Source organism: Paenibacillus sp. MSJ-34, assembly GCF_018918005.1.
In the GTDB taxonomy this organism is placed as follows: Bacteria; Bacillota; Bacilli; order Paenibacillales; family Paenibacillaceae; genus MSJ-34.
Genome location: NZ_JAHLPR010000044.1, coordinates 42866 through 62213, shown reverse-complemented (window position 1 = coordinate 62213; position 19348 = coordinate 42866). Strand labels below are relative to the sequence as shown.

At 49.6% G+C, this 19348-nt stretch carries 16 protein-coding genes; 10 read left to right on the top strand and 6 right to left on the bottom strand.

Annotation, left to right across the window (positions count from 1 at the left end; all coding sequences use genetic code 11):
- Positions 1-150 precede the first annotated feature (150 nt).
- From KQI79_RS21130 to KQI79_RS21120, 3 genes are all read right to left on the bottom strand, one after another.
- On the bottom strand, positions 151-1305 hold the full coding sequence (locus KQI79_RS21130; protein WP_216540288.1) for a copper amine oxidase N-terminal domain-containing protein: 1155 nt from the start codon (positions 1303-1305) through the stop codon (positions 151-153).
- 23 nt (positions 1306-1328) lie between these two features.
- Entirely contained in the window at positions 1329-1466 is a 138-nt protein-coding gene (locus KQI79_RS21125; RefSeq protein WP_216540287.1) for a hypothetical protein, read from the bottom strand.
- 241 nt (positions 1467-1707) lie between these two features.
- Positions 1708-2496, bottom strand: a complete 789-nt coding sequence (locus tag KQI79_RS21120; RefSeq protein ID WP_253298305.1) for an AraC family transcriptional regulator — start codon at positions 2494-2496, stop codon at positions 1708-1710.
- Between the two features lie 268 nt (positions 2497-2764).
- On the opposite strand from KQI79_RS21120, the gene KQI79_RS21115 reads away from it, so the two are divergent.
- The 8 genes from KQI79_RS21115 (at position 2765) to KQI79_RS21080 (ending at position 12902) form a co-directional block, all read left to right on the top strand.
- Positions 2765-3847: a glycoside hydrolase family 172 protein gene (locus KQI79_RS21115; protein ID WP_216540285.1), complete on the top strand. Its 1083-nt coding sequence runs from the start codon at positions 2765-2767 to the stop codon at positions 3845-3847.
- A 407-nt stretch (positions 3848-4254) separates the two neighbouring features.
- The gene (locus KQI79_RS21110; protein ID WP_367398220.1) at positions 4255-4893 is read left to right on the top strand and encodes an ABC transporter permease subunit; all 639 of its coding nucleotides are present in this window, start codon (positions 4255-4257) and stop codon (positions 4891-4893) included.
- 46 nt (positions 4894-4939) lie between these two features.
- Positions 4940-5812: a carbohydrate ABC transporter permease gene (locus KQI79_RS21105; protein WP_230192874.1), complete on the top strand. Its 873-nt coding sequence runs from the start codon at positions 4940-4942 to the stop codon at positions 5810-5812.
- A gap of 66 nt (positions 5813-5878) precedes the next feature.
- Positions 5879-7435, top strand: coding sequence for an extracellular solute-binding protein (locus KQI79_RS21100; protein WP_216540283.1), 1557 nt, complete (start codon positions 5879-5881; stop codon positions 7433-7435).
- A gap of 6 nt (positions 7436-7441) precedes the next feature.
- Complete coding sequence (locus KQI79_RS21095) at positions 7442-8755, top strand: ADP-ribosylglycohydrolase family protein (RefSeq protein WP_216540282.1); 1314 nt, start codon at positions 7442-7444, stop codon at positions 8753-8755.
- A gap of 48 nt (positions 8756-8803) precedes the next feature.
- On the top strand, positions 8804-11065 hold the full coding sequence (locus KQI79_RS21090; protein ID WP_216540281.1) for an AraC family transcriptional regulator: 2262 nt from the start codon (positions 8804-8806) through the stop codon (positions 11063-11065).
- Between the two features lie 9 nt (positions 11066-11074).
- Positions 11075-11764 (top strand): N-acetylmannosamine-6-phosphate 2-epimerase, encoded by a 690-nt coding sequence (locus tag KQI79_RS21085; RefSeq protein WP_216540280.1) that lies wholly within the window; start codon positions 11075-11077, stop codon positions 11762-11764.
- A gap of 169 nt (positions 11765-11933) precedes the next feature.
- Positions 11934-12902 (top strand): acetylxylan esterase, encoded by a 969-nt coding sequence (locus tag KQI79_RS21080; RefSeq protein WP_216540279.1) that lies wholly within the window; start codon positions 11934-11936, stop codon positions 12900-12902.
- Between the two features lie 102 nt (positions 12903-13004).
- Here the strand turns inward: KQI79_RS21080 and KQI79_RS21075 are convergent, their stop codons facing one another.
- Positions 13005-15086, bottom strand: coding sequence for a transglycosylase domain-containing protein (locus KQI79_RS21075; RefSeq protein ID WP_230192879.1), 2082 nt, complete (start codon positions 15084-15086; stop codon positions 13005-13007).
- 217 nt (positions 15087-15303) lie between these two features.
- Here KQI79_RS21075 and speE point away from each other — a divergent pair, with 217 nt between their 5' ends.
- Together speE and speB are read left to right on the top strand one after the other, a co-directional pair.
- Positions 15304-16131 carry a polyamine aminopropyltransferase gene (speE, locus tag KQI79_RS21070; protein ID WP_216540278.1) on the top strand — a complete coding sequence of 276 codons (828 nt, stop codon included), beginning with the start codon at positions 15304-15306 and terminating at the stop codon, positions 16129-16131.
- 26 nt (positions 16132-16157) lie between these two features.
- Positions 16158-17027 carry an agmatinase gene (speB, locus tag KQI79_RS21065; protein WP_216540277.1) on the top strand — a complete coding sequence of 290 codons (870 nt, stop codon included), beginning with the start codon at positions 16158-16160 and terminating at the stop codon, positions 17025-17027.
- A 404-nt stretch (positions 17028-17431) separates the two neighbouring features.
- On the opposite strand, the gene hflC is transcribed toward speB, so the two are convergent.
- Together hflC and hflK are read right to left on the bottom strand one after the other, a co-directional pair.
- Complete coding sequence (hflC, locus tag KQI79_RS21060; RefSeq protein WP_216540276.1) at positions 17432-18295, bottom strand: protease modulator HflC; 864 nt, start codon at positions 18293-18295, stop codon at positions 17432-17434.
- Positions 18292-19305, bottom strand: coding sequence for an FtsH protease activity modulator HflK (gene hflK, locus KQI79_RS21055; RefSeq protein ID WP_216540275.1), 1014 nt, complete (start codon positions 19303-19305; stop codon positions 18292-18294). The genes hflC and hflK overlap by 4 nt, the downstream gene beginning before the upstream one ends.
- Positions 19306-19348 lie beyond the last annotated feature (43 nt).

Genomic DNA, 19348 nt, shown 5'->3' with positions numbered 1-19348 from the left:
CTTACAACCAGAAGTCAAGCTTTTTTTTCGTATATACGCAAAAAAAAGAGCGGGCTATCTTTTCGATAACCTGCTCTTGCTCTTGATTATTGGCTCTGGACCTTAACTAAATGACATTGGGATGTCCCCGGGCTTTTTCCATTTCTACTTTTACTTCAACTCAAACGTCAGATTACTTTCCGTATTGTTGAGGAGGGCGGTATGTTTAAAGGTTAGCGTCGCGCCTTCCTTTTTGACGAACGTCAGCTTGTCGCCGGGATAGTCCGCTTCCGAAGGCGGCCAATCCTCGAGTATGCCGATTTCCTCTTCGCTCAGAAGTTCCTTATACAAGACGGTGGACTGCTTGGTTTTCAAGTTAACGAGCGTCAGCGTCTGTTTCTTGTAAGGGCGAATTAACAGGAAATCCGGGTCGATCGCTTCCACCGTATATACATCGTCTTCTCCGCCCAATGCGGCCAGATCGTATGATTGGACGACTTCGCCGTTCGGACGGACCAGATGAAGCGTCTTGTCGTCGAGCATCGCGATCTTGTCGCCATAACCGCCGACGCTTTGGGTGCTATGAAATCCCCAGTATTGAACTTTCGATTCCCGCACGATTTTGTTTTGATCGACGATCGCTTTATAATGAACCTCGTTCAGATGCGGTTCTCCGAAAATATCGGATACGGAAACGACGAATCGCGAGTTGCCGAGATACTCGATATCCATCCCGCCTAATTCTGTGATCTCCATCTTCGTCTTGCCGATCAGCTCGGGCAGAACCTTGCCGCTTTTGTACAACGAACCGTCCTTGCGGTTCAGCCAAAATACGTTGTTCTCGGCATCGGCAGCCGGATTGGCGCTCGCTACTAAATATTGCGAGTCGTAGCGGATGTTGGCGGTGTTCGTGCGATTGTCCCAATCGAGCGGAATGCCGAACGCGTCGGAGAAGGCCCGAAGCTGGACATAGGTAACGCCTTGTTTGATTTGTACGTCCGCTTGCAATGTTCTGGCCGTTTTGCCGTCGTTGACGGTCGCATGTTTTGTTTTGGCATCGATTTGCAAGCGCCCGTTGATCCCGGTGGAGTAGACCGTACCGTTCGACCATTTGGTATACAAATCCAGCATGCCGGACAATTCCCGCAATGGCAAATAAACCCGGCCTTTGTCGGCGAAAGGCGCGTTCTCCAGCGCGATTTCGTTCCCGTTTTTCTGTACGTGAACTGCCGTTTTGCCAGGAGCCGCATAGGCGGCGGTCGAACTAAGTATAAACAAGGTTAGTAGTGCGGCGAATCCTTTGAATCGGATGCTTCGTTTTTGCATATGTGATCCTTCCTTTCTACATGTTATACGCATGACGGCGCCGATTTGTTTCGCATCGGCGGATCGAGCGCGGGATCGGACGGCACCAGATGGCCGTTAATGTAACGGTCGACCCCCGTCCATTGACGTTCGGGCAATTCCTTGGTATGAGCGTTGTTCATGTCATTCATCCGACAGACCTGCAGTAACGGGAGACCAGCTTGCCGGGCAATGGGAACGAGTGTTGTCAGAGCGAATACCGCCATCCGATAAGGCGCATGTACGGGCGGATGAAGCGGACGAACAGGCGATTCTCATTCATCTTGCCACAGAAGGCCGCAGTTCGTATTCGTTTGATTTCAAATGTACGTATAAGGATTATGATTGAGCTCAAATCGACAGTCCGACGACTTCGCATTAAGCTCAATTTTTTTTGCGATAAAAAGACGGTGCCACACCGTCCGTCTTTTTGAAGACTCTGCTGAACGAGTGTATATTTGGAAAACCTAATTGTTCGGCGATCTGAGTGAGCGACTCCGTCGTGTATTGGACCAATTCCTTCGCCTTACCGATTCGGATTAACTGATGGTACTGAATCGGCGTCATACCGAAGGCAAGTTTGAACAGTCTTATCAGATGGTATCTGCTCAAATGCGTCATTTCCGCTAATTCCCCCAATGAAATATCCCGGTCCGCTTGCTGATGCAAATATTGCTTGATTCTCACAAGTCGTTCCCAATGGGAAATGACGGGCTCATGTCGGCTCAGATGCTGCTCCCTCAGGAGCGCCGTCCATAATTGAACGAATATTCCTTTCGCCTCCGTTTCATAAAAAGGCATTTTCATTGTGAAAACATGAATGATGTCGAACATCATTTTTTCCAGATAAGCCGGATTGGAGAAGCGCATATGATTCGGCAACTCCATGGGCGGATAGGAAGCGGTGTCTTCCCGGAACCAGGCTTTTTCCTGAACGGTCATCTGTTCGATCATATTAAAAGAAACTTTCACGTCCTCGCTGTCCGGTTGATAATACAAGTCAAAATGCAGATGCGGCTGCCTAAACGGAACACTGCCTATAAGCCGTATGGAATGCCGTTGCCGCGGCTTGAACAGAAAGAAGTCGCCAGGACAGCCCCGATACGCCGCGTCCTCAATAGTTACCTCAATCTCTCCTTCTTTAACATAAAGCAACTCATAATCGAAGATCATTCTTTCACGCAGCTCCCAGGGAGGTGAAATTATATTATCAAGAGCAACGCGGATATATGGCGATAAGCTATGCAAAGGGTGAGCGTGCATCAGAAAGTCATCTCCTGCCTAACAATACTAGATTAAAGCAATATTTGATAAATAGTTGTGGATTTCTGCTAAATATTTTTCGGATAAAGTTGATAATATTAGGTCCTAAGGGCGATGTTTCAAGGACATCTTGTTCTATTATAAAACCCAAAAAGGATAAACGAAAGGATGTAAAACGATGGCGGAGTTTAATGGTTTAGGAATGGGATTGGGCAACTTATCGCGGTTGTCCAAAGCGAAGACTCGTTCGATCTGTGCGGAAAATTTTACAGGAGAGAAAGGCAAGGCAGGGATGGCTGTAGACGGAACAGGCTCCCGATTCGCCAGAGATTTGGGGCAAGGATGGAAAGTTTCCCCTTCCGTATCGGTAAAAGCAAAGACGACGTTTACAATGGCGGATGTTGTCGGGCCGGGAGCGATTCAACATATATGGCTTACTTGTTTACCGAATGTGTGGCGTACCTTGATTTTGCGGATTTATTGGGACGGGGAGGAACAACCGTCTGTAGAAGTTCCTGTGGGCGACTTCTTCTGCAACGGCTGGTGCGAGCGCAGCAACGTCAATTCGCTTCCGGTTGCTGTCAACCCGGCCGGGGGAATGAACAGCTATTGGGAAATGCCGTTTCGCAAGGCAGCCAAAATTACAATGGAGAACATCGCCGAAGAGGATGCCACGCTATTCTATCAAATCGATTATACCCTGACAGATATCCCTGACGACGCTGCCTATTTTCATGCTCAGTGGAGACGCAGCAATCCTGTGAAATATAAGGACGTTCATACGATCGTTGACGGAATTTGCGGCCGCGGACATTATGTCGGTACTTATCTGGCGTGGCAGTCAAATCATACCGGATGGTGGGGCGAAGGAGAATTGAAGTTTTATCTGGACGGAGACGGCACGTTTCCGACAATTTGCAGTACAGGAACGGAGGACTACTTCGGCGGCGCATGGAATTTCGAATATCCCCAGGGTCAATACGGTTCCTTCTCAACCGCATTCCTCGGTCTGCACCAGGTCATCGCACCGGACGGTTTGTACCGCTCTCAGCAGCGCTTTGGCATGTACCGTTGGCATGTGATGGATCCGATCCGTTTCGAGGAGGATCTGCGTGTTATCGTTCAGGCGCTCGGCTGGCGTTCCGGCGAACGCTACCTTCCGCTGCAGGACGACATCGCATCGGTCGCTTTTTGGTACCAAGCCGAACCTCATGCGGTATTTCCTGCGTTAATGGATAAAGATGGGCTTGAAGTGATTTGATCGGCAAAATAAGAACTCGCCAACGACAGTATCAGAACTAAATAGTAAAAATGAGAACTATGAAAAGGGTGCCCGCTCACGCTACGATAAGACAACGATAAAGGGTGTGAGCGGCCCATAGGGGGTGACAATGGATGGGAATGCTCAGGGAACTTGCGAAAAACCGTTATTTATATGTGCTGGCTTTGCCGGGAATATTGTTTTTGCTCATCTTTGCCTATCTTCCCATGTTTGGGCATTTCATTGCTTTTAAAAAATTTACACTAAGCAAAGGAATTTGGGGCAGTGATTGGGTGGGGTTCGAAAATTTCAAATTTTTCTTTCAGGGCGGAGATTGGCTCAGGGTTACTTATAACACAATATTCCTAAATTCTTTATTTATTGTGTTTGGATTGGGAACTTCGGTTTTGTTAGCCATTTTTTTGAATGAACTGCGCCATGCGCTTTTTAAAAGGCTCTCCCAATCGCTTATATTTATGCCTTACTTTATTTCATGGCTGGTCGTCAGCTTCATGACCTATGCGATGTTTAATACGACGGAAGGGCTGATTAACAAAATACTTGCTTCCATGGGTCTTGAGCCGATTTCGTGGTACAGCAACGCGGAAATTTGGCCTTACATTTTAACGTTTTTGTTTGTTTGGAAAACGTCGGGCTATTTTGCCATCATCTTTTTTTCGGCGATTGCCGCTATTTCTTCGGAGTTTTACGAAAGCGCCAAAATTGACGGCGCAACGCGCTTGCAGCAAATTATGCATATTACGCTGCCGCTGCTTAAGCCGACGATCTTCGTGTTGCTTCTGCTGCAGATCGGCCGAATTTTTTATGGAGATTTCGGAATGATTTATGGAATTGTCGGTGACAATCCAATTCTAATACCGACAACCGATGTCATCGATACTTATTCCTTTCGAGCGCTGCGGCAAATCGGAAATTTCAGCATGGCAGGAGCCGTGGTTCTGTACCAATCTATAATGGGATTAATCACCATTGTATTATTCAATGGAATAGCCAGGCGAATCGATAAGGATTCTTCACTGTTTTGATTGGCCCTGGGCTGCTTTCCTGGAAAATAGTTGGAGGGAAACGACATTGAACTTTTTGGATAAATGCTTTACATGGTTCATTTACGGGTTTATCGTCTTGTTTACGCTGATTTGCTTCATTCCCTTTTGGATGATCATCATCGGGTCGTTTGCCTCGGAATCCAGCATTCAGACGAACGGATATCAGCTCTTCCCTTCGGAGTTTAGCTTATATTCCTATGAATATTTGCTTGCGGGAAAACAGGTGTTCACCAGTTACGGGGTGACGCTGATCGTGACGATCGCAGGAACGGCCCTTGCCGTTCTCATCACGGCGATGTACGCGTATGTCTTGGCTCATCCGAAGGTGAAATACCGTAAAATCATGGCCTTTTTAACTTACTTTACGATGATATTCGGCGCAGGCCTGGTCGGTTTTTATATTTTAATTTCAAGTTGGCTGGGCCTGAAGGATTCGATATGGTCTTTAATACTGCCGTATTTATTAAATCCGTTCTTCGCTTTTATTCTTGTATCCTTTTACCGGACCATTCCTTATGAATTAAATGAGGCGGCAACGGTCGACGGCGCCAACGATATTTACATCTTTTTCAAAATCATTTGGCCGGTGGCTGTGCCGGCGATCGCTACGACGAGCCTGTTTTACGCGCTGCAATATTGGAACGATTGGTATTTGGCGTTATTGTTTATCGACGACCATACGCTGCATCCTTTGCAAATCATGATTCGCCAACTGATTTCGAATATTAACGCTCAAGCGTACGTTGCCGGGAGCAATACCGTCTACAGTACGCCGATCCCATCGCGCGGTGTGCAATTGGCAACGGTCTGCCTCACGATCGGTCCGATTATATTGTTCTATCCTTTTATCCAAAAATATTTTGTCAAAGGGCTAACGGTTGGGGCTGTGAAAGGCTAGCAGGGCTATTGACGATTAGATTGATTTCGTCTTATCTCATGAACCATCAAAGAGGAGGAACTCGAAATGAATTTTAGAAGATTACTGTCATGCGGGCTTGCGGTAATGTTAGTGCTGCTTACGATGGCTGGCTGCGGTTCCGACAATGGGGCGAAGCAGGGGAATGAAGAGCGGACCGTGGGAGGCCAGGAAGACGGATCGGGCAAGCTTGATCCGGTAACCCTTAAAATCATGATACCGGGAGACCGCCCGGCGGATATGGACAAGGTGCTGAGAGAAGCTGAAAACAGAATGGCCGATACGTTAAATGTGAAGCTCAATGTCGTATTTGTACCGTTTTCCGATCTCGGGCAAAAAACGCAGATGACGCTCGCGTCCGGGGAGGAAATCGATTTGATTTTCGATGCGCCATGGCTGCATGTCAACCAAATGATCTCCGCCGGATTTTACGAGCCGGTGGAAGACCTGCTGAAACAATACGGTCCCAATATTATCAATTCGCGGCCCGAGGAAATGTGGGAATCCAATAAGTTTGACGGCAAAATTTATGGTATACCGCTTGGTTCTTCTCATGCGATGGGTACGACCTATCTTGTGCGCAAGGATATCCGGGAAAAACTCGGGGTTCCGCCCATTCAAACTTATGACGATTTGATCAAGTTTGCCTATACGGTACAAGAAAAGGAACCGAATCTTGTTCCCTTTCTCCCGATCGGACAGGATTCGCAAAAATATATGTCGGAAGCTTCCTTCCGCATGCACTTCGATTACGATACGAGAATCCAAAAAACACATGCACTAGGATCGACCATTGTATTGTACTATAAAAATAATGACGGAAAAGTGTACAACCTGTTCGAGGAAATGGAACCCAAAGTATGGGATTGGATTTTGAACGCTAGAAAGCTGTATAACGATAAAATCATTCACCCTGACGTTCTGGCGATTAAGGATACGGATGAAGAGTTCCGCAGCGGCAAGATTGCCATCCATAATACGAACGATTTCGGTGTCAAGGATAAAGATAAGCAAGCCATCGCCCAAAATGTGCCTGGCGGAGAAGTGGAAGCGGTTACTTTTTTCGATATGACGCCTAAGAAAAACATTTCGAACTTTAAACAATGGAATTTCCTGTTCGTTCCCGCCGTCAGCAAACATAAGGAACGGGCGATTCAATTTTTGAATTGGACGCAGGAGAAGGAAAATTACGATCTGTTGGCCTACGGTATTCAGGGAGAGAATTGGGAGCCGGTCGGAGAGGATCAATATAAAATGTTAAACGATAAATATACCTGGTTCCCTTACGCCTGGATTTGGAATCCCATTCACGACCGTTTGAACGCATCCGACCCGGAAGAAGTGATTGAACTTAACAAGTTTTTACGGAAAGCCGATCATTTTGAGAAGGATATCTTAACGGGATTTGAGTTTGTCTCGGAACCGGCGGCTAACGAAATTGCCAAATACAATACGATTGAGGCGAAATATTTCACGGCTATCTTTAACGGGGTAGTCGATCCGGATGAGTATTGGACCAAGTTTAAAGAAGAAGCTGCCCCTACATTGAAGATCATCCAAGACGAACTTCAAAAACAGATCGATGCATTTCTGGCCAAGAGGTAAGGTAACATGAAATTGATAAATTGGAGAGAAATCTGGAAATATGAGTTGATTCAACTTCAAGAACAGGGGAAGGATACGGCGGGGCTTCTGCCGGAATCCGTAATATCCGCAATGACTGAGGACGAGCTCGAAAGGGCGTGCAGGGAACTGTACGCCCGGATCGACGAGCTGGAAACGGTAAGCGGATGCCGTTTCGTCGAACCGTCGCATTGGCCGGAAATTATGCGCGAATCCGGAACGAACCATATTCCTTCTACAGAGGGAGATACGCTCCCGTTCGGCGAATTGTTTGACCGAATCTATGGAGCTTGGTTGGGCAGAGCTGCAGGATGTCTATTGGGCAAACCGGTTGAAGGCTGGCCACGGGAATTAATCAGAGATTTGCTAGAAAGACATCACTCGTATCCATTGAATCATTACTTTACGATCCGACATACTCCGCAGGTAGAGGAACAGTGGATGCTGGAAGAATATGAGCGGAACGCCATCGAATATTGCAAGGCGATGCCGCGTGACGACGACATGGATTATACGATTCTGGCGCTAAAGACCGTAGAAACACACGGTACGGATTTTGATACGTCCAATGTTGCCGAAATGTGGCTTATGTACTTGCCGCCATATATGACTTATACCGCTGAGCGTGCCGCCTACCTGAACCTATGCGCAGGCGTTTCGATTCCTCGTACAGCGGTCCATTTAAACCCTTACCGGGAATGGATCGGAGCACAAATTCGCACGGACCTGTACGGCTATATTAATCCTGGGAATCCTGCACGAGCGGCAGAGATGGCTTATCGCGACGCTGCTTTGTCCCATACAGGAAACGGCATTTACGGAGCGATGTTCGCAGCCGCGATGATTGCGGCGAGTTTTACGGAGAGCGACATCGAAGCTGTCATACGTGCCGGACTGGCGCAAATTCCGGTACGTTCGCGGCTATTTGAAGCCATTTCATGGGTGATCGACGAGAGCAGACGGGAATCCGACTGGGAATCTGCCGGAGATCGACTGCTGGAACGATACGGGCATTATCACCGAACTCATGTGATTAATAATGCCGCCATCGTGATCTTGGCTCTGTTGTACGGGGAGGGCGATCTGGAGAAGACGATAAGCATTGCGGTTATGATGGGATTAGATACGGATTGCAATGCCGCGACGGCCGGATCTGTCATTGGGGTGCTGAACGGCGCGGTCAGGCTGCCTGACAAATGGATCGCCCCCCTTCACGATCAAATCGAGAGCTATTTGGCGGGGGAAGAGAGTCCGCGAATTAGCCAACTGGCGCTTCGAACAGTACGGCTCATTACGCAATAATGGAAGAAATATGCCAAGGAATTATTGACATAACGGGGGAGAAACGAGATGAATCGGTTTACGCCAAAGCAAATGTACATTCGCATATTTTTGCTGCTGTCTATTGTTTTTTCCCTGATTATAATTCCATTTACCCTATTTCTGTCGCATCAGTTTTCCAAGTACGCAGCAGCCGAAATTAATAAATTGACGAATGATAAGCTAAACCAGACGCTGGAGAGTACCGAATTTATGTTGAAAAAATTGAAGGCGTACGGACTAAGCATGTACGAAGATCAGAATATTCAAAATTGGCTGGTGTCCGAAACGAAGGATCCGATGCTCGCGACGGCTGCCATGCAAGCGATGACCAATTGGCTATCAAATGAGTCGTTTATCTTCGACGCCTACATGATCAACATCCGGACGGGCGAGGCGATCGATTCCCGTAAAGGAATCCATTCGCTCGATTCTTTCTATGACCAAGGCATAGTAGATAAAATCCGAAATGACAGGCCGAAATTTTTGCAGTATTTCAATCACGAAGTCGTCGGTGAGTCGCATATGGCGCTGATCGTTCCTTCCAATCCGTCCAGGCATGACTATAACGGCTATTTGGCGATTTTGCTAGACAACCGATTGCTGCAAAAATATTTGCTTCAATTCAACCAGGAGATTGGCATTGAGGTTGTCGTCCTGGATCGCCAAGGCAATATGATCATGGGACCGCTTAACTCGGAACTGTCTATGCCTGTTTTATCATCGTCTAAGAATGACCGATCCGGTATGTTTCACCTTGATATCGACGGAGAACAATGGGCTGTAAATTACGCCGAGATGAAATCCCAGCCGTGGACGATGTACTATCTTACCGGATTGGGTCACTTAAAAAGTGAGGTCACGTCTTTTCAACGCAAAATTGTTATTTCTTCGCTCGTACTGTTGTTCGTACTGCTGGCATTTATTTTTTGGAATTCCCGCCGGACATACCGGCCTTTCAGCCAGCTAGCCATGATGATTAAAGGGAAAATCGGCGAGGAACTCGGAACGTCCGACTCCTCCCGCAACGGGGAGTACGCAGTCATCAGGCAAGGGATAGAAACGATGGCGGAAACCATGGATAAAATAAATCGCTCTATCCGTAACCATCGGCATTTAATTGACGGCGAATATTTGCGCCAATGGATTCTTCATGGCCACATGAACGAGCCGATAAGAGAGTACATTCTTAAGGAATTCGATCTATTAACCTATAAATATATCCAATTGGCGGCCGTTCGTATCGATTCATACTCATCGTTTACGGAGAAATATACATTTGCTTCCCGAAAACTAATGAAATACGCGATGGGAAACATCGCCGTGGAAATTGTTCGCAGCCGGAATTGGAGCGGGGAAAGCGTCGATTTCGGCGGAGATCACCTGATCGTTCTGCTTGGCAGGAATGAGAGAACACTGGAAGAAACGTTAGAGGTATTTGGCGAAATTGCGGAGCAGATTGAAAAATGGTTGGACATCCGGGTTATTGTCGGAATCAGCGATCCAAGAGACATCAACGATGAGATCCGATCCGTTTACGATTATATTTACGAATTAACTCTATTGAAATTTATTACCGGAAGCGGAAAAGTGTACGGCGAACGCGATTTTGAGCAATATTCGGATCTCGTGCAGCCGCTGCAGGATGATTCGATGTTGGAAGAGTTGATCCAAAACGTCCGTCTGGGTCGTGTAGAAAAAATGAAGGTATTGCTGGATCGGATCATCGAACAGATGCAAACCTTGACTTATGCGGAATGCAAATTTCGATTGACCCTGATTCTGTACACACTGATGAAAGCATTTAAACAATGGCGTTTTTTGAAAACGGTGGACGGTATCCAAAATCACTTGGACCGATTCGGCACGTTAAACGAGGTCAGAGATTGGTTGTATGTGGAGCTTCAGGAAATTGTTACGAATATGGGGCGGCGCAAATCCTCCGGCCGGAAGGAGGAACTCGTTACGGAAATCGTCGAGTACGTTCAAAATCGCATTCATGATCCTATGCTTAGCGCGGAGGATATTTCCGCACATTTATCGTTGTCGGTCAGTTATACGAGACAAGTTTTCAAAGAAGTATACCATAGCACGCTTTCCGACTTTATTTGGGATCAACGTATGAAAAATGTAATAAAGCTGCTGGAAACTACGACATGGTCAATTGCGGATATTGCCGAAAGGTCGGGATATCAAACCAAGAGCCATTTTTATACGGCGTTCAAAAAAACGACGGGGATGACCCCAAGCGAATATCGGCAGCAATCGGTGGAATATCCGGCAGCGAGATGAGGTGACCATATGGCAGTTTATTTTACAAGAAAAGGATTGATTGTGTCCTGCCAGGCGTTGGCCGACGAGCCGCTGCACGGAGGAGATACGATGGCCAAGATGGCTGTTGCGGCGGAGCAATCGGGCGCGGTAGGCATTCGCGCGAACGGGGTAGAGGATATAAGAAGAATTAAAGCAGCGGTTGGTCTCCCAGTCATCGGGCTGATTAAACGCGACGTGCCAGGATCGGACGTTTTTATCACGCCGACGGCGGATGAAGTAGAAGCTGTGCTGAATGCGGGTGCGGATATCGTTGCGATGGACGTAACGGATCGCGAAGACCGGCTGGAGCGGGCCAAGGAATTGATCCGTCTGGCGCATCGATACGGCGCTGGAGTGATGGCAGACGTCTCCACTCTGGAAGAAGGATTGGCTGCGGAAAAGCTTGGGGCGGATATGATCGGCACCACCTTATCGGGGTATACGCCCTACAGCCCGTCCGGTGAGGAGCCGGATTTTCGCTTGATTAATGAGCTTAGTTTGCGCGTGCGCGTTCCGGTCATCGCCGAAGGACGTATTTGGTCGCCGGAACAAGCGGCACAGGCGATGGCGGCAGGTGCGGATTATGTCGTAGTCGGCAGCGCGATTACCCGCCCCCAATTAATTATCGCGCGTTATGTACGCGAATTGACCGGGATACTAGAGCAGGAATCAAATTAAGGCAAACAGGGAGATATCCCTTTAGGGGGGATCTGGAGAAATCAATCGTTTTTTACAGAAGTGTTATCTCTCGCAACTTCCCCGATTGTGCTTGTTGCCTTCTCAAGATAATATTATGAGAAAAGGAAGAAAAGATTTGTGGCCACGAAACGAAAGGGGAAGAAATGACATGAATGCGATAGAAAAACGGATTGCAGAATTGGAGAGGTACATGCCCGACTTAACCGGCGGCGACGATCTGGAGCCGTTCTGGGAGCGGACGCTGCAAGCGGCGGAACGAAAGGCTTTGCGCGCAGAGCGCAAGCGGGAGGAGACCCCGTTTCCTTACGCGGATGCATACCGGGTGACCTATGAAGGGTACGACGGTACGCCCATTCACGGTTGGTATCTTGTGCCGAAGTTTGTCCGCAGCGAATCGTTGCCTTGCGTTGTGTCGTTTCACGGTTATTCCGGCGGAAAAGGATATCCGGAAGAGTACGCCGCATGGCTGCTGCTCGGCATGGCGGTATTCGCCGTCGATATCCGCGGCCAAGGCGGAGAGACCGGCAATCGGCTGGATCAAGGCTACGGCATGGAGAAGGGGTGGATCACCCAAGGAATATTGGATCATGAAACTTGCTACTATAAAGCGATCGCGATCGATGCGGTCAAAGCGGTAGACTGGGTATGGGAGCAGCCGGAAGTGGACCGGAACAACATCGTCGTACACGGCGCGAGCCAAGGCGGAGGATTGGCGCTCATCGTATCGGCGTTGAGTTCCAAACCGGGCCTGGCCGTAGCGAACATTCCGAATATGTGCCATATGGATTTCGGCATGCTGAACTCCACCGGTTCGTTGACGGAAGCGGCGGCGTTCGCGGAAAGATTTCCGGAGCATTTGGACCGTGTGCTGAAAACGTTAAGCTATTTCGACATGATGAACCTGGCGCATCGCATCCGGATTCCCGTTATGGTTTCCGTCGGGTTGAAGGATACCGTTTGCTTGCCGGAAACGGTGTATGCCGCCTACAATCGGATTGCGTCGCCTAAATCGATCCACGTCTATCCCTTCACAGGCCATACGGTCGTAAGGTATCACAACCGTAAAATGTACGAATTTGTTAAGCGATTTATAACCGGCAATGAAGAGAGAGGTTGAACGAAATGCGAAACGGTAACGGACGTTCGGGCGGGGCAACCCGCCCGATTCCGGAATCGGGATGAGGGGCTTCGCCGTAAGCGACAGTCCCGAAGCCCCGTCTTATCCGTTCCACCACCGCTTCAAATCTTTCCACCACGAACGATGCACCTCCGTCTCCGTAGGCTTGATTTCCTCGGGTTCCGTCCCTTGATGGGCCGCGCAATATTCCGTCGGTTCCGTGCCTTCCACGAACGACTCCATTCGTTTGCCGGGACAGGCTGCGGTTGCCAGCTTCCCCGTCTCGGGATCGATATATACGGTGACGACGCCTTCGGGAATCGGGAATATTTTCGGCGGCACGTTTTCCAGCGCACGCTCTGTAAATTCGGCAAATATCGGGGCCGCCTGATGCGCTTCCGCGGCGGCGATCGTTTTGTCCTTGTCGTATCCGAGCCAGACGGCGGTCGACAACTCCGGCGTAAATCCGACCAGCCAGGCGTCGGTATCGGTCGTACCGGTCTTGCCGGCGACCGGACGCTTCATGAGCGACGATACGCGATTGCCCGTTCCGCCGGCTTCAAAGACGCTTTCCATCAAATTGGTAAGCACATACGTATACGCCGGATCGATCACCCGTTCCTGCCGCGGTTGCGGCGCTTCGTACAACACTTTGCCGTCCGCGTCGACGATTTTCAAGATCGCGGTCGCCGCCACCCGGACGCCCTGGTTGCTGATCACCCCGAAGGCGGACGCCATTTCGAGCGGGCTGACGGGGAAGGTGCCTAGCGCAAGCGAAGGCAGCGGTTGGAGCGGGCTTTCAATCCCCATGCTGCGCGCCATATCAATTACTTTGTCAGGGCCGATCTTCATCATCGTGTTGACCGCGTATATATTGTCGGATGCGGCGATCGCCTGGCGCATGTCGATCTCGCCGTAGTATTTGCCGCCATGATTGCTCGGTTGGTACGTTTTGCGGTTATTGTCGTAATGGAAGATGGTCGGCTCGCTCTTGAAATGCGTTACGCTCGTCATTTCGCCCGATTGCAGCGCAGCCAAATACATAATCGGCTTGAAGGAAGAGCCGGGCTGGCGCGTTGTGGCCAAAGCGCGGTTAAACTGATTTTGCTTATAATCTTTGCCTCCGACCATCGCCTTAATATAGCCGCTGCGCGGATCGACGGAAACGAGCGCCGCCTGCAGCTCCGAATTTTGCGGCAAATATTTGGCGACCGCTTCCTCGGCTGCTTGTTGGGCGTGCAGATCGAGCGTCGTATAAATCGTCAATCCGCCCTGTTCCAGCAATCTTTCCTCAATTCCGAGCGTATCGACGGCGACATTTTTCACGTAATCGCGGAAATACGGCGCCGTGACCGTATTCGACTTTTGCTGCAGCGGTTGGAACGACAAAATTTGCCCATACGCTTCGTCCGCCTGCTCTCTGGTAATATACCCGCAATCGACCATCGCCTGCAAAATCGTCTTTTGCCGATCCTTGGCGTTCTTCATATCGTTATGAGGGGAGTAATACTTGGGACCCTTCGGGATGCCGGCCAACATCGCGCTTTCCGCGAGCGTCAATTCTTTGGCATGTTTGCCGAAAAAGAAGCGGGACGCGGCTTCGATGCCGTAAGCTCCGTGCCCGTAATAGATTTGGTTCAAGTACATTTCCAATATTTCATCTTTCGTATAATTCATTTCAAGCTGGACCGTATAAGCGGCCTCTTTCATCTTGCGCGACCAAGTCCGTTCATGCGACAGGAACAAGTTGCGCGCCAACTGCTGCGTCAGCGTGCTCGCCCCCTGAACTTTATCCATGCGCTGCAGATTGACGAGCGTAGCCCGCGCCATTCCTCTAAAATCGAAACCGATATGTTTGTAGAAACTTCGGTCTTCGATGGACAAGGTGGCGTGGATCAAGTCGGGCGAAACGTCGCCAAGCTTGACAGGCTGGCGCTTGCCGCCCGTGGACGTCTGCAATGTATCGATGACGTTGCCGCCGATATCGACAATTTGCGAGACTCGTCCCGATGAGAATGCCGGCAGCGCTTGGGAGCGCAAATACAAAAGCAGCGAAACGAGCCCGCATATGACGATCAAGCAGCATACCATCGTCAATATCGCAAGCCGTTTCCAGATACGGAAGCGGCGGACTTTGTTTCCGGACGAATATGTAGTTGAGTTTTTCGCCGATTGCCAAGCCATTCGCAAGCTCCTTTCGCTGCGGAATCCCTATAGCTTCTAGTATGGAAAACGATGGAAGCCGATATTCACCCGGGCAAAATAAATTTATTTTTCCAATCGACGGATACTTCGCAAATTCGTATTGCAATTTCGGCGAGTTTTCATCATAATACATTTGTTTGGTACAATAATGAGAGTGATCAAATGCATTGTCATACATGGAAAGAAGGCGATAACGATGGAATTGTGGTTTACGGAAAAACAAACGGAAAATTTCGGCATTACGATGAAAATTAAACAAACTTTTGTCAATGAAAAAACCGATTTTCAAGATTTGGCCATGGTGGAGACCGAGGAGTTCGGCCGCATGCTGCTGCTCGACGGAATGGTCATGACGACGATTAAAGACGAGTTCGTATATCATGAAATGGTGGCGCATCCTGCGCTCTTCACGCATCCGAATCCGAAGCATGTGCTTGTGGTCGGCGGCGGAGACGGCGGCGTTATCCGCGAAATTATGAAGCATCCGAAAGTAGAAAAAGCGGTGCTGGTCGATATCGACGGCAAAGTGATCGAATATTCCAAGAAATATTTGCCGGAAATTGCCGGCGAATTGGATAACCCGCGCGTTGAGGTTATTGTCGGCGACGGATTTATGCATATCCACGAATCCAAGAACAAGTACGACGTGGTCATGGTCGATTCGACCGAACCGGTCGGCCCGGCGGCGCCGCTGTTCGAGCGCGGCTTCTATCAAGGCATCTTCGAAGCGTTGAAAGACGACGGCATCTTCGTGGCGCAAACCGACAACCCGTGGTTCAAAGCGGATTTGATCCAAAAAGTGAACCGCGACGTGAAGGAGATTTTCCCGATCGTACGCGTGTACGGCGCGAATGTGCCGACATACCCGAGCGGTCTGTGGACATTCACGATGGGCAGCAAAACATACGATCCGCTCCAAGTCGACGAAACGCAAATTCCGGAACTGGACACGAAATACTATTCTCCGCGCTTGCACAAAGCGGCATTCGTGCTGCCGAAGTTCGTGGAAGACTTGTGCAAATAGGATCGACATAAGGAGGATACAAATTCGTGCGATTAGATCAAGCTTATTCCGGCAATGTGTTCATTTGCAGTTCCGACGACTATGCCGCTTCGAAAGCGGTCATTTACGGCATGCCGATGGATTTCACCGTCAGCTTCCGTCCGGGTTCCCGTTTCGGTCCGGCGCGGATTCGCGAAGTATCGATCGGTTTGGAAGAATACAGCCCCTATTTGGATAAAAGCATTCTCGACATGACATATTTCGATGCCGGCGATTTGCTGCTGCCGTTCGGCAATGCGGCGCGCAGCCTCGACATCATCGGCGAGTACGTGCGCGGCTTGCTCGCGGACGATAAGTTCCCGATCGGGCTCGGCGGAGAGCATCTCGTATCGTGGCCGATCTTCCGCGAGATGTATGCCAAATATCCCGACTTGGCGATCGTCCATCTCGACGCGCATGCGGATTTGCGGGAGCAATACGAGGGCGAGCCGCTCTCGCATTCGACGCCGCTGCGCAAAGCGGCGGAATTGATCGGCGGCAAGAACGTGTACCAATTCGGCATCCGCTCCGGTTCGCGGGAAGAATGGGCGTATGCGCGCGAGAACATCAACTTCTATCCGTTCGAAGTGGTCGAACCGCTGCGCAAAGTATTGCCGGAGCTCGCAGGCCGTCCGGTATACGTGACGATCGACATCGACGTGCTCGATCCGTCCTGCGCTCCGGGCACAGGTACGGCGGAAGCGGGCGGCATTACGTCGAAGGAATTGCTCCAAGCGGTTCACGCCATCGCGCGTTCGAACGCGAACGTCGTCGGCTGCGATCTCGTTGAAGTCGCGCCCGCGTACGATCCGACGGAACAAACGCAAATCGTCGCGGCGAAGATCATTCGCGAGATGCTGCTCGGTTTTGTGAAGTAAAGACGGAAAGACCCTGTACTCTTGGCGTAGGCCAATGGGACAGGGTCTTTTGGCATAAGGCGGGGAATATGCCTGTGCAAGTTGTATAAAGTGCAATTTAGCTTTGGATAAGGCAGCTGCTTAAGCGGCTATGTTGCAAAATATGCAGCATTTTGGCAGGACAACCCGCCAAACCCGCCTATTTGGTGCGAGAATGTTGTATTTTCTACAGCATAGGCGACGAAAACGGGCAAACTATACCTGTAATGTTGTATTTTGTGCAGGATAGACACGGCCGAGCCTGTCCGCAGCCCGACAAGTGGGCTCATTGGCCCGTTCGTACCCGCAAAAAAGGCCCTACCCGCGAAATCCATTCGCGGATAGGGCAGCGCCGGCAAGAAGTGTGCCGGTGCAATTCGTCCTATCTATTTGCCCAGCAAAATTTTCGCATACGGAGAATCGATCGGCAGCATAATGACCGGTTCCCCTTGGAAGGAGGTCACATAGCTGTCCAGCGTGCGGTACAGCTTGTAAAATTGCGGATCTTTGCCGTACGCCTGGTTATAGGTGGCCGCCGCTTCTTGTTCCCCTTCGGCGATGATTTTTTTGGCGTCGGCTTCCGCTTGCGCTTTCAGCTCTTGCGCCTGGCGGTCCGCTTTGGACATAATTTTACGGGATTCTTCGTCCCCTTCCGACAAATAGCTGGCGGCGATGGACTGCCGGTCCGTAATCATCCGGTTATATACGCTTTGCTTGTTTTCTTCGGGCAGATCGGTTCGCTTAATGCGGACATCGACGATTTCGATGCCGTAGTTGTTTCGCTCTATCGTGTCGATGATTTCGTTCGTAATATCGTCGTTCAGATTGCCGCGGCTCGTATTTTCGCTAATAATGCTGCCGTATTCGATTTCCGACAATTTTCTCCTCACGACGTTATAGACGGTTTCCTCGATCCGGCCCTCCCCGTAAGGAACCGTTCGCAGCGTCCGCAGGAAATTTTCCGGATTGTTAATCCGCCATATCGTGTAATTGTCCACGATGATCGGTTTTTTGTCTTTGGTTAAAATCGACGTAGGGCTGCTGTTGTAAACCTTCTGATATTTCGGCAATGAGGTCACCGATTCGATGAACGGAATCTTCACGTTCAGCCCGGGATTTTTGTGGACCCGGACGAATTCTCCGAATTTGATGACGACTTTATATTCGCCTTCCCTGACTATAAATAAGCTGGAAGAAGCTAATATAATAACTACAATGAGGCCAAATACGGTTAGAACCCATCTTTTCATTGATTCGAATCCCCCTTCGAACCGGACGCTCCTGAACTGTTCTTCATCAGTTCATTGAGCGGCAAGTATTTCACCGTATCGCCCGATCCGTCCGTAATGAAAATTTTCGCTTTCGGCAATATTTTTTCAAGAGTTTCCAAAATGAGTCGCGTTTCCGTTACGTTCGGGTTTTTGGCGAATTCGTTGTAAATCGCGTTAAACTTCGCGACATCCCCTTGCGCGTTCAATATTCTCGTTTTCTTCACGGCTTCGGCGTTTTCGAGAATCGCTTGCGCTTCGCCGCGGGCTTTCGGGATAATGTCGTTTTCATATTTTCTCGCGTTGTTGATCTTGGTGTTCTTCTCCTCGCGCGCGTTCGTCACTTCTTTGAAAGCTTGCTGCACTTCGCCTTCCGGCGGTTCGATGTCCTGGAAAATAAAATCCTGAATAAAAATGCCGGTTTGATACAGTTCGTTCAATTCCACAAGCTTCTCTTTTACCTGGGCCTGAATGACCGTTTTCCCGTCCGTAATGGCATAATCGAGTTTGTTCGAACCGATAACGGAGCGGATCGCCGCGCTGGTGGCATTGCGCAGGAATTGTTCCGGATCTTCGATATTATAGAGATATTTCTCCACACTGCCGATCTTCCATTGGACGACGGCGTCGGCGGAGACGATGTTCTCATCGCCGGTAATCATGAGCGCTTCCTCTAAATTGGGGGTCGCGCCGCCGCCGGCGTTTTCCGTATAGCCGATATGGATTCGTTGCGTGACCTCTGCGGGCACTTTAATGACCTCTTGAATCGGATAGGGGAATTTGACATGCAGGCCGGATCTTTCCTCGCTGGTAAACTTCCCGAATGTGAGCACGGCGGCTCTCTCTTGCTCTTGAACCGTGTAGAACATCGTGGAACCCAACGCCAGAACGGCCACGATGGCTATGGCAATTGCAATTTTCTTTGCGACACCCTTTGGGATAGGCGGGAGCTTGGAGGCGGAGGGCTTCCCTCCTCCGTTAATTACTTCCATCGTTTCATCTCCTCGTCTGTAATGTTACATGATAATACGGGAA

What these genes read in the sequence shown, in the direction of transcription:
- KQI79_RS21125 (WP_216540287.1), bottom strand. Translation starts at nt 1,466, where the DNA reads ATGAACAACGCTCATACCAAGGAATTGCCCGAACGTCAATGGACGGGG.
- KQI79_RS21120 (WP_253298305.1), bottom strand. Translation starts at nt 2,496, where the DNA reads ATGATCTTCGATTATGAGTTGCTTTATGTTAAAGAAGGAGAGATTGAG.
- KQI79_RS21080 (WP_216540279.1), top strand. Translation starts at nt 11,934, where the DNA reads ATGAATGCGATAGAAAAACGGATTGCAGAATTGGAGAGGTACATGCCC.
- KQI79_RS21075 (WP_230192879.1), bottom strand. Translation starts at nt 15,086, where the DNA reads ATGGCTTGGCAATCGGCGAAAAACTCAACTACATATTCGTCCGGAAAC.
- KQI79_RS21100 (WP_216540283.1), top strand. Translation starts at nt 5,879, where the DNA reads ATGAATTTTAGAAGATTACTGTCATGCGGGCTTGCGGTAATGTTAGTG.
- KQI79_RS21115 (WP_216540285.1), top strand. Translation starts at nt 2,765, where the DNA reads ATGGCGGAGTTTAATGGTTTAGGAATGGGATTGGGCAACTTATCGCGG.
- KQI79_RS21130 (WP_216540288.1), bottom strand. Translation starts at nt 1,305, where the DNA reads ATGCAAAAACGAAGCATCCGATTCAAAGGATTCGCCGCACTACTAACC.
- speE (WP_216540278.1), top strand. Translation starts at nt 15,304, where the DNA reads ATGGAATTGTGGTTTACGGAAAAACAAACGGAAAATTTCGGCATTACG.
- KQI79_RS21095 (WP_216540282.1), top strand. Translation starts at nt 7,442, where the DNA reads ATGAAATTGATAAATTGGAGAGAAATCTGGAAATATGAGTTGATTCAA.
- KQI79_RS21090 (WP_216540281.1), top strand. Translation starts at nt 8,804, where the DNA reads ATGAATCGGTTTACGCCAAAGCAAATGTACATTCGCATATTTTTGCTG.
- hflC (WP_216540276.1), bottom strand. Translation starts at nt 18,295, where the DNA reads ATGAAAAGATGGGTTCTAACCGTATTTGGCCTCATTGTAGTTATTATA.
- hflK (WP_216540275.1), bottom strand. Translation starts at nt 19,305, where the DNA reads ATGGAAGTAATTAACGGAGGAGGGAAGCCCTCCGCCTCCAAGCTCCCG.
- KQI79_RS21085 (WP_216540280.1), top strand. Translation starts at nt 11,075, where the DNA reads ATGGCAGTTTATTTTACAAGAAAAGGATTGATTGTGTCCTGCCAGGCG.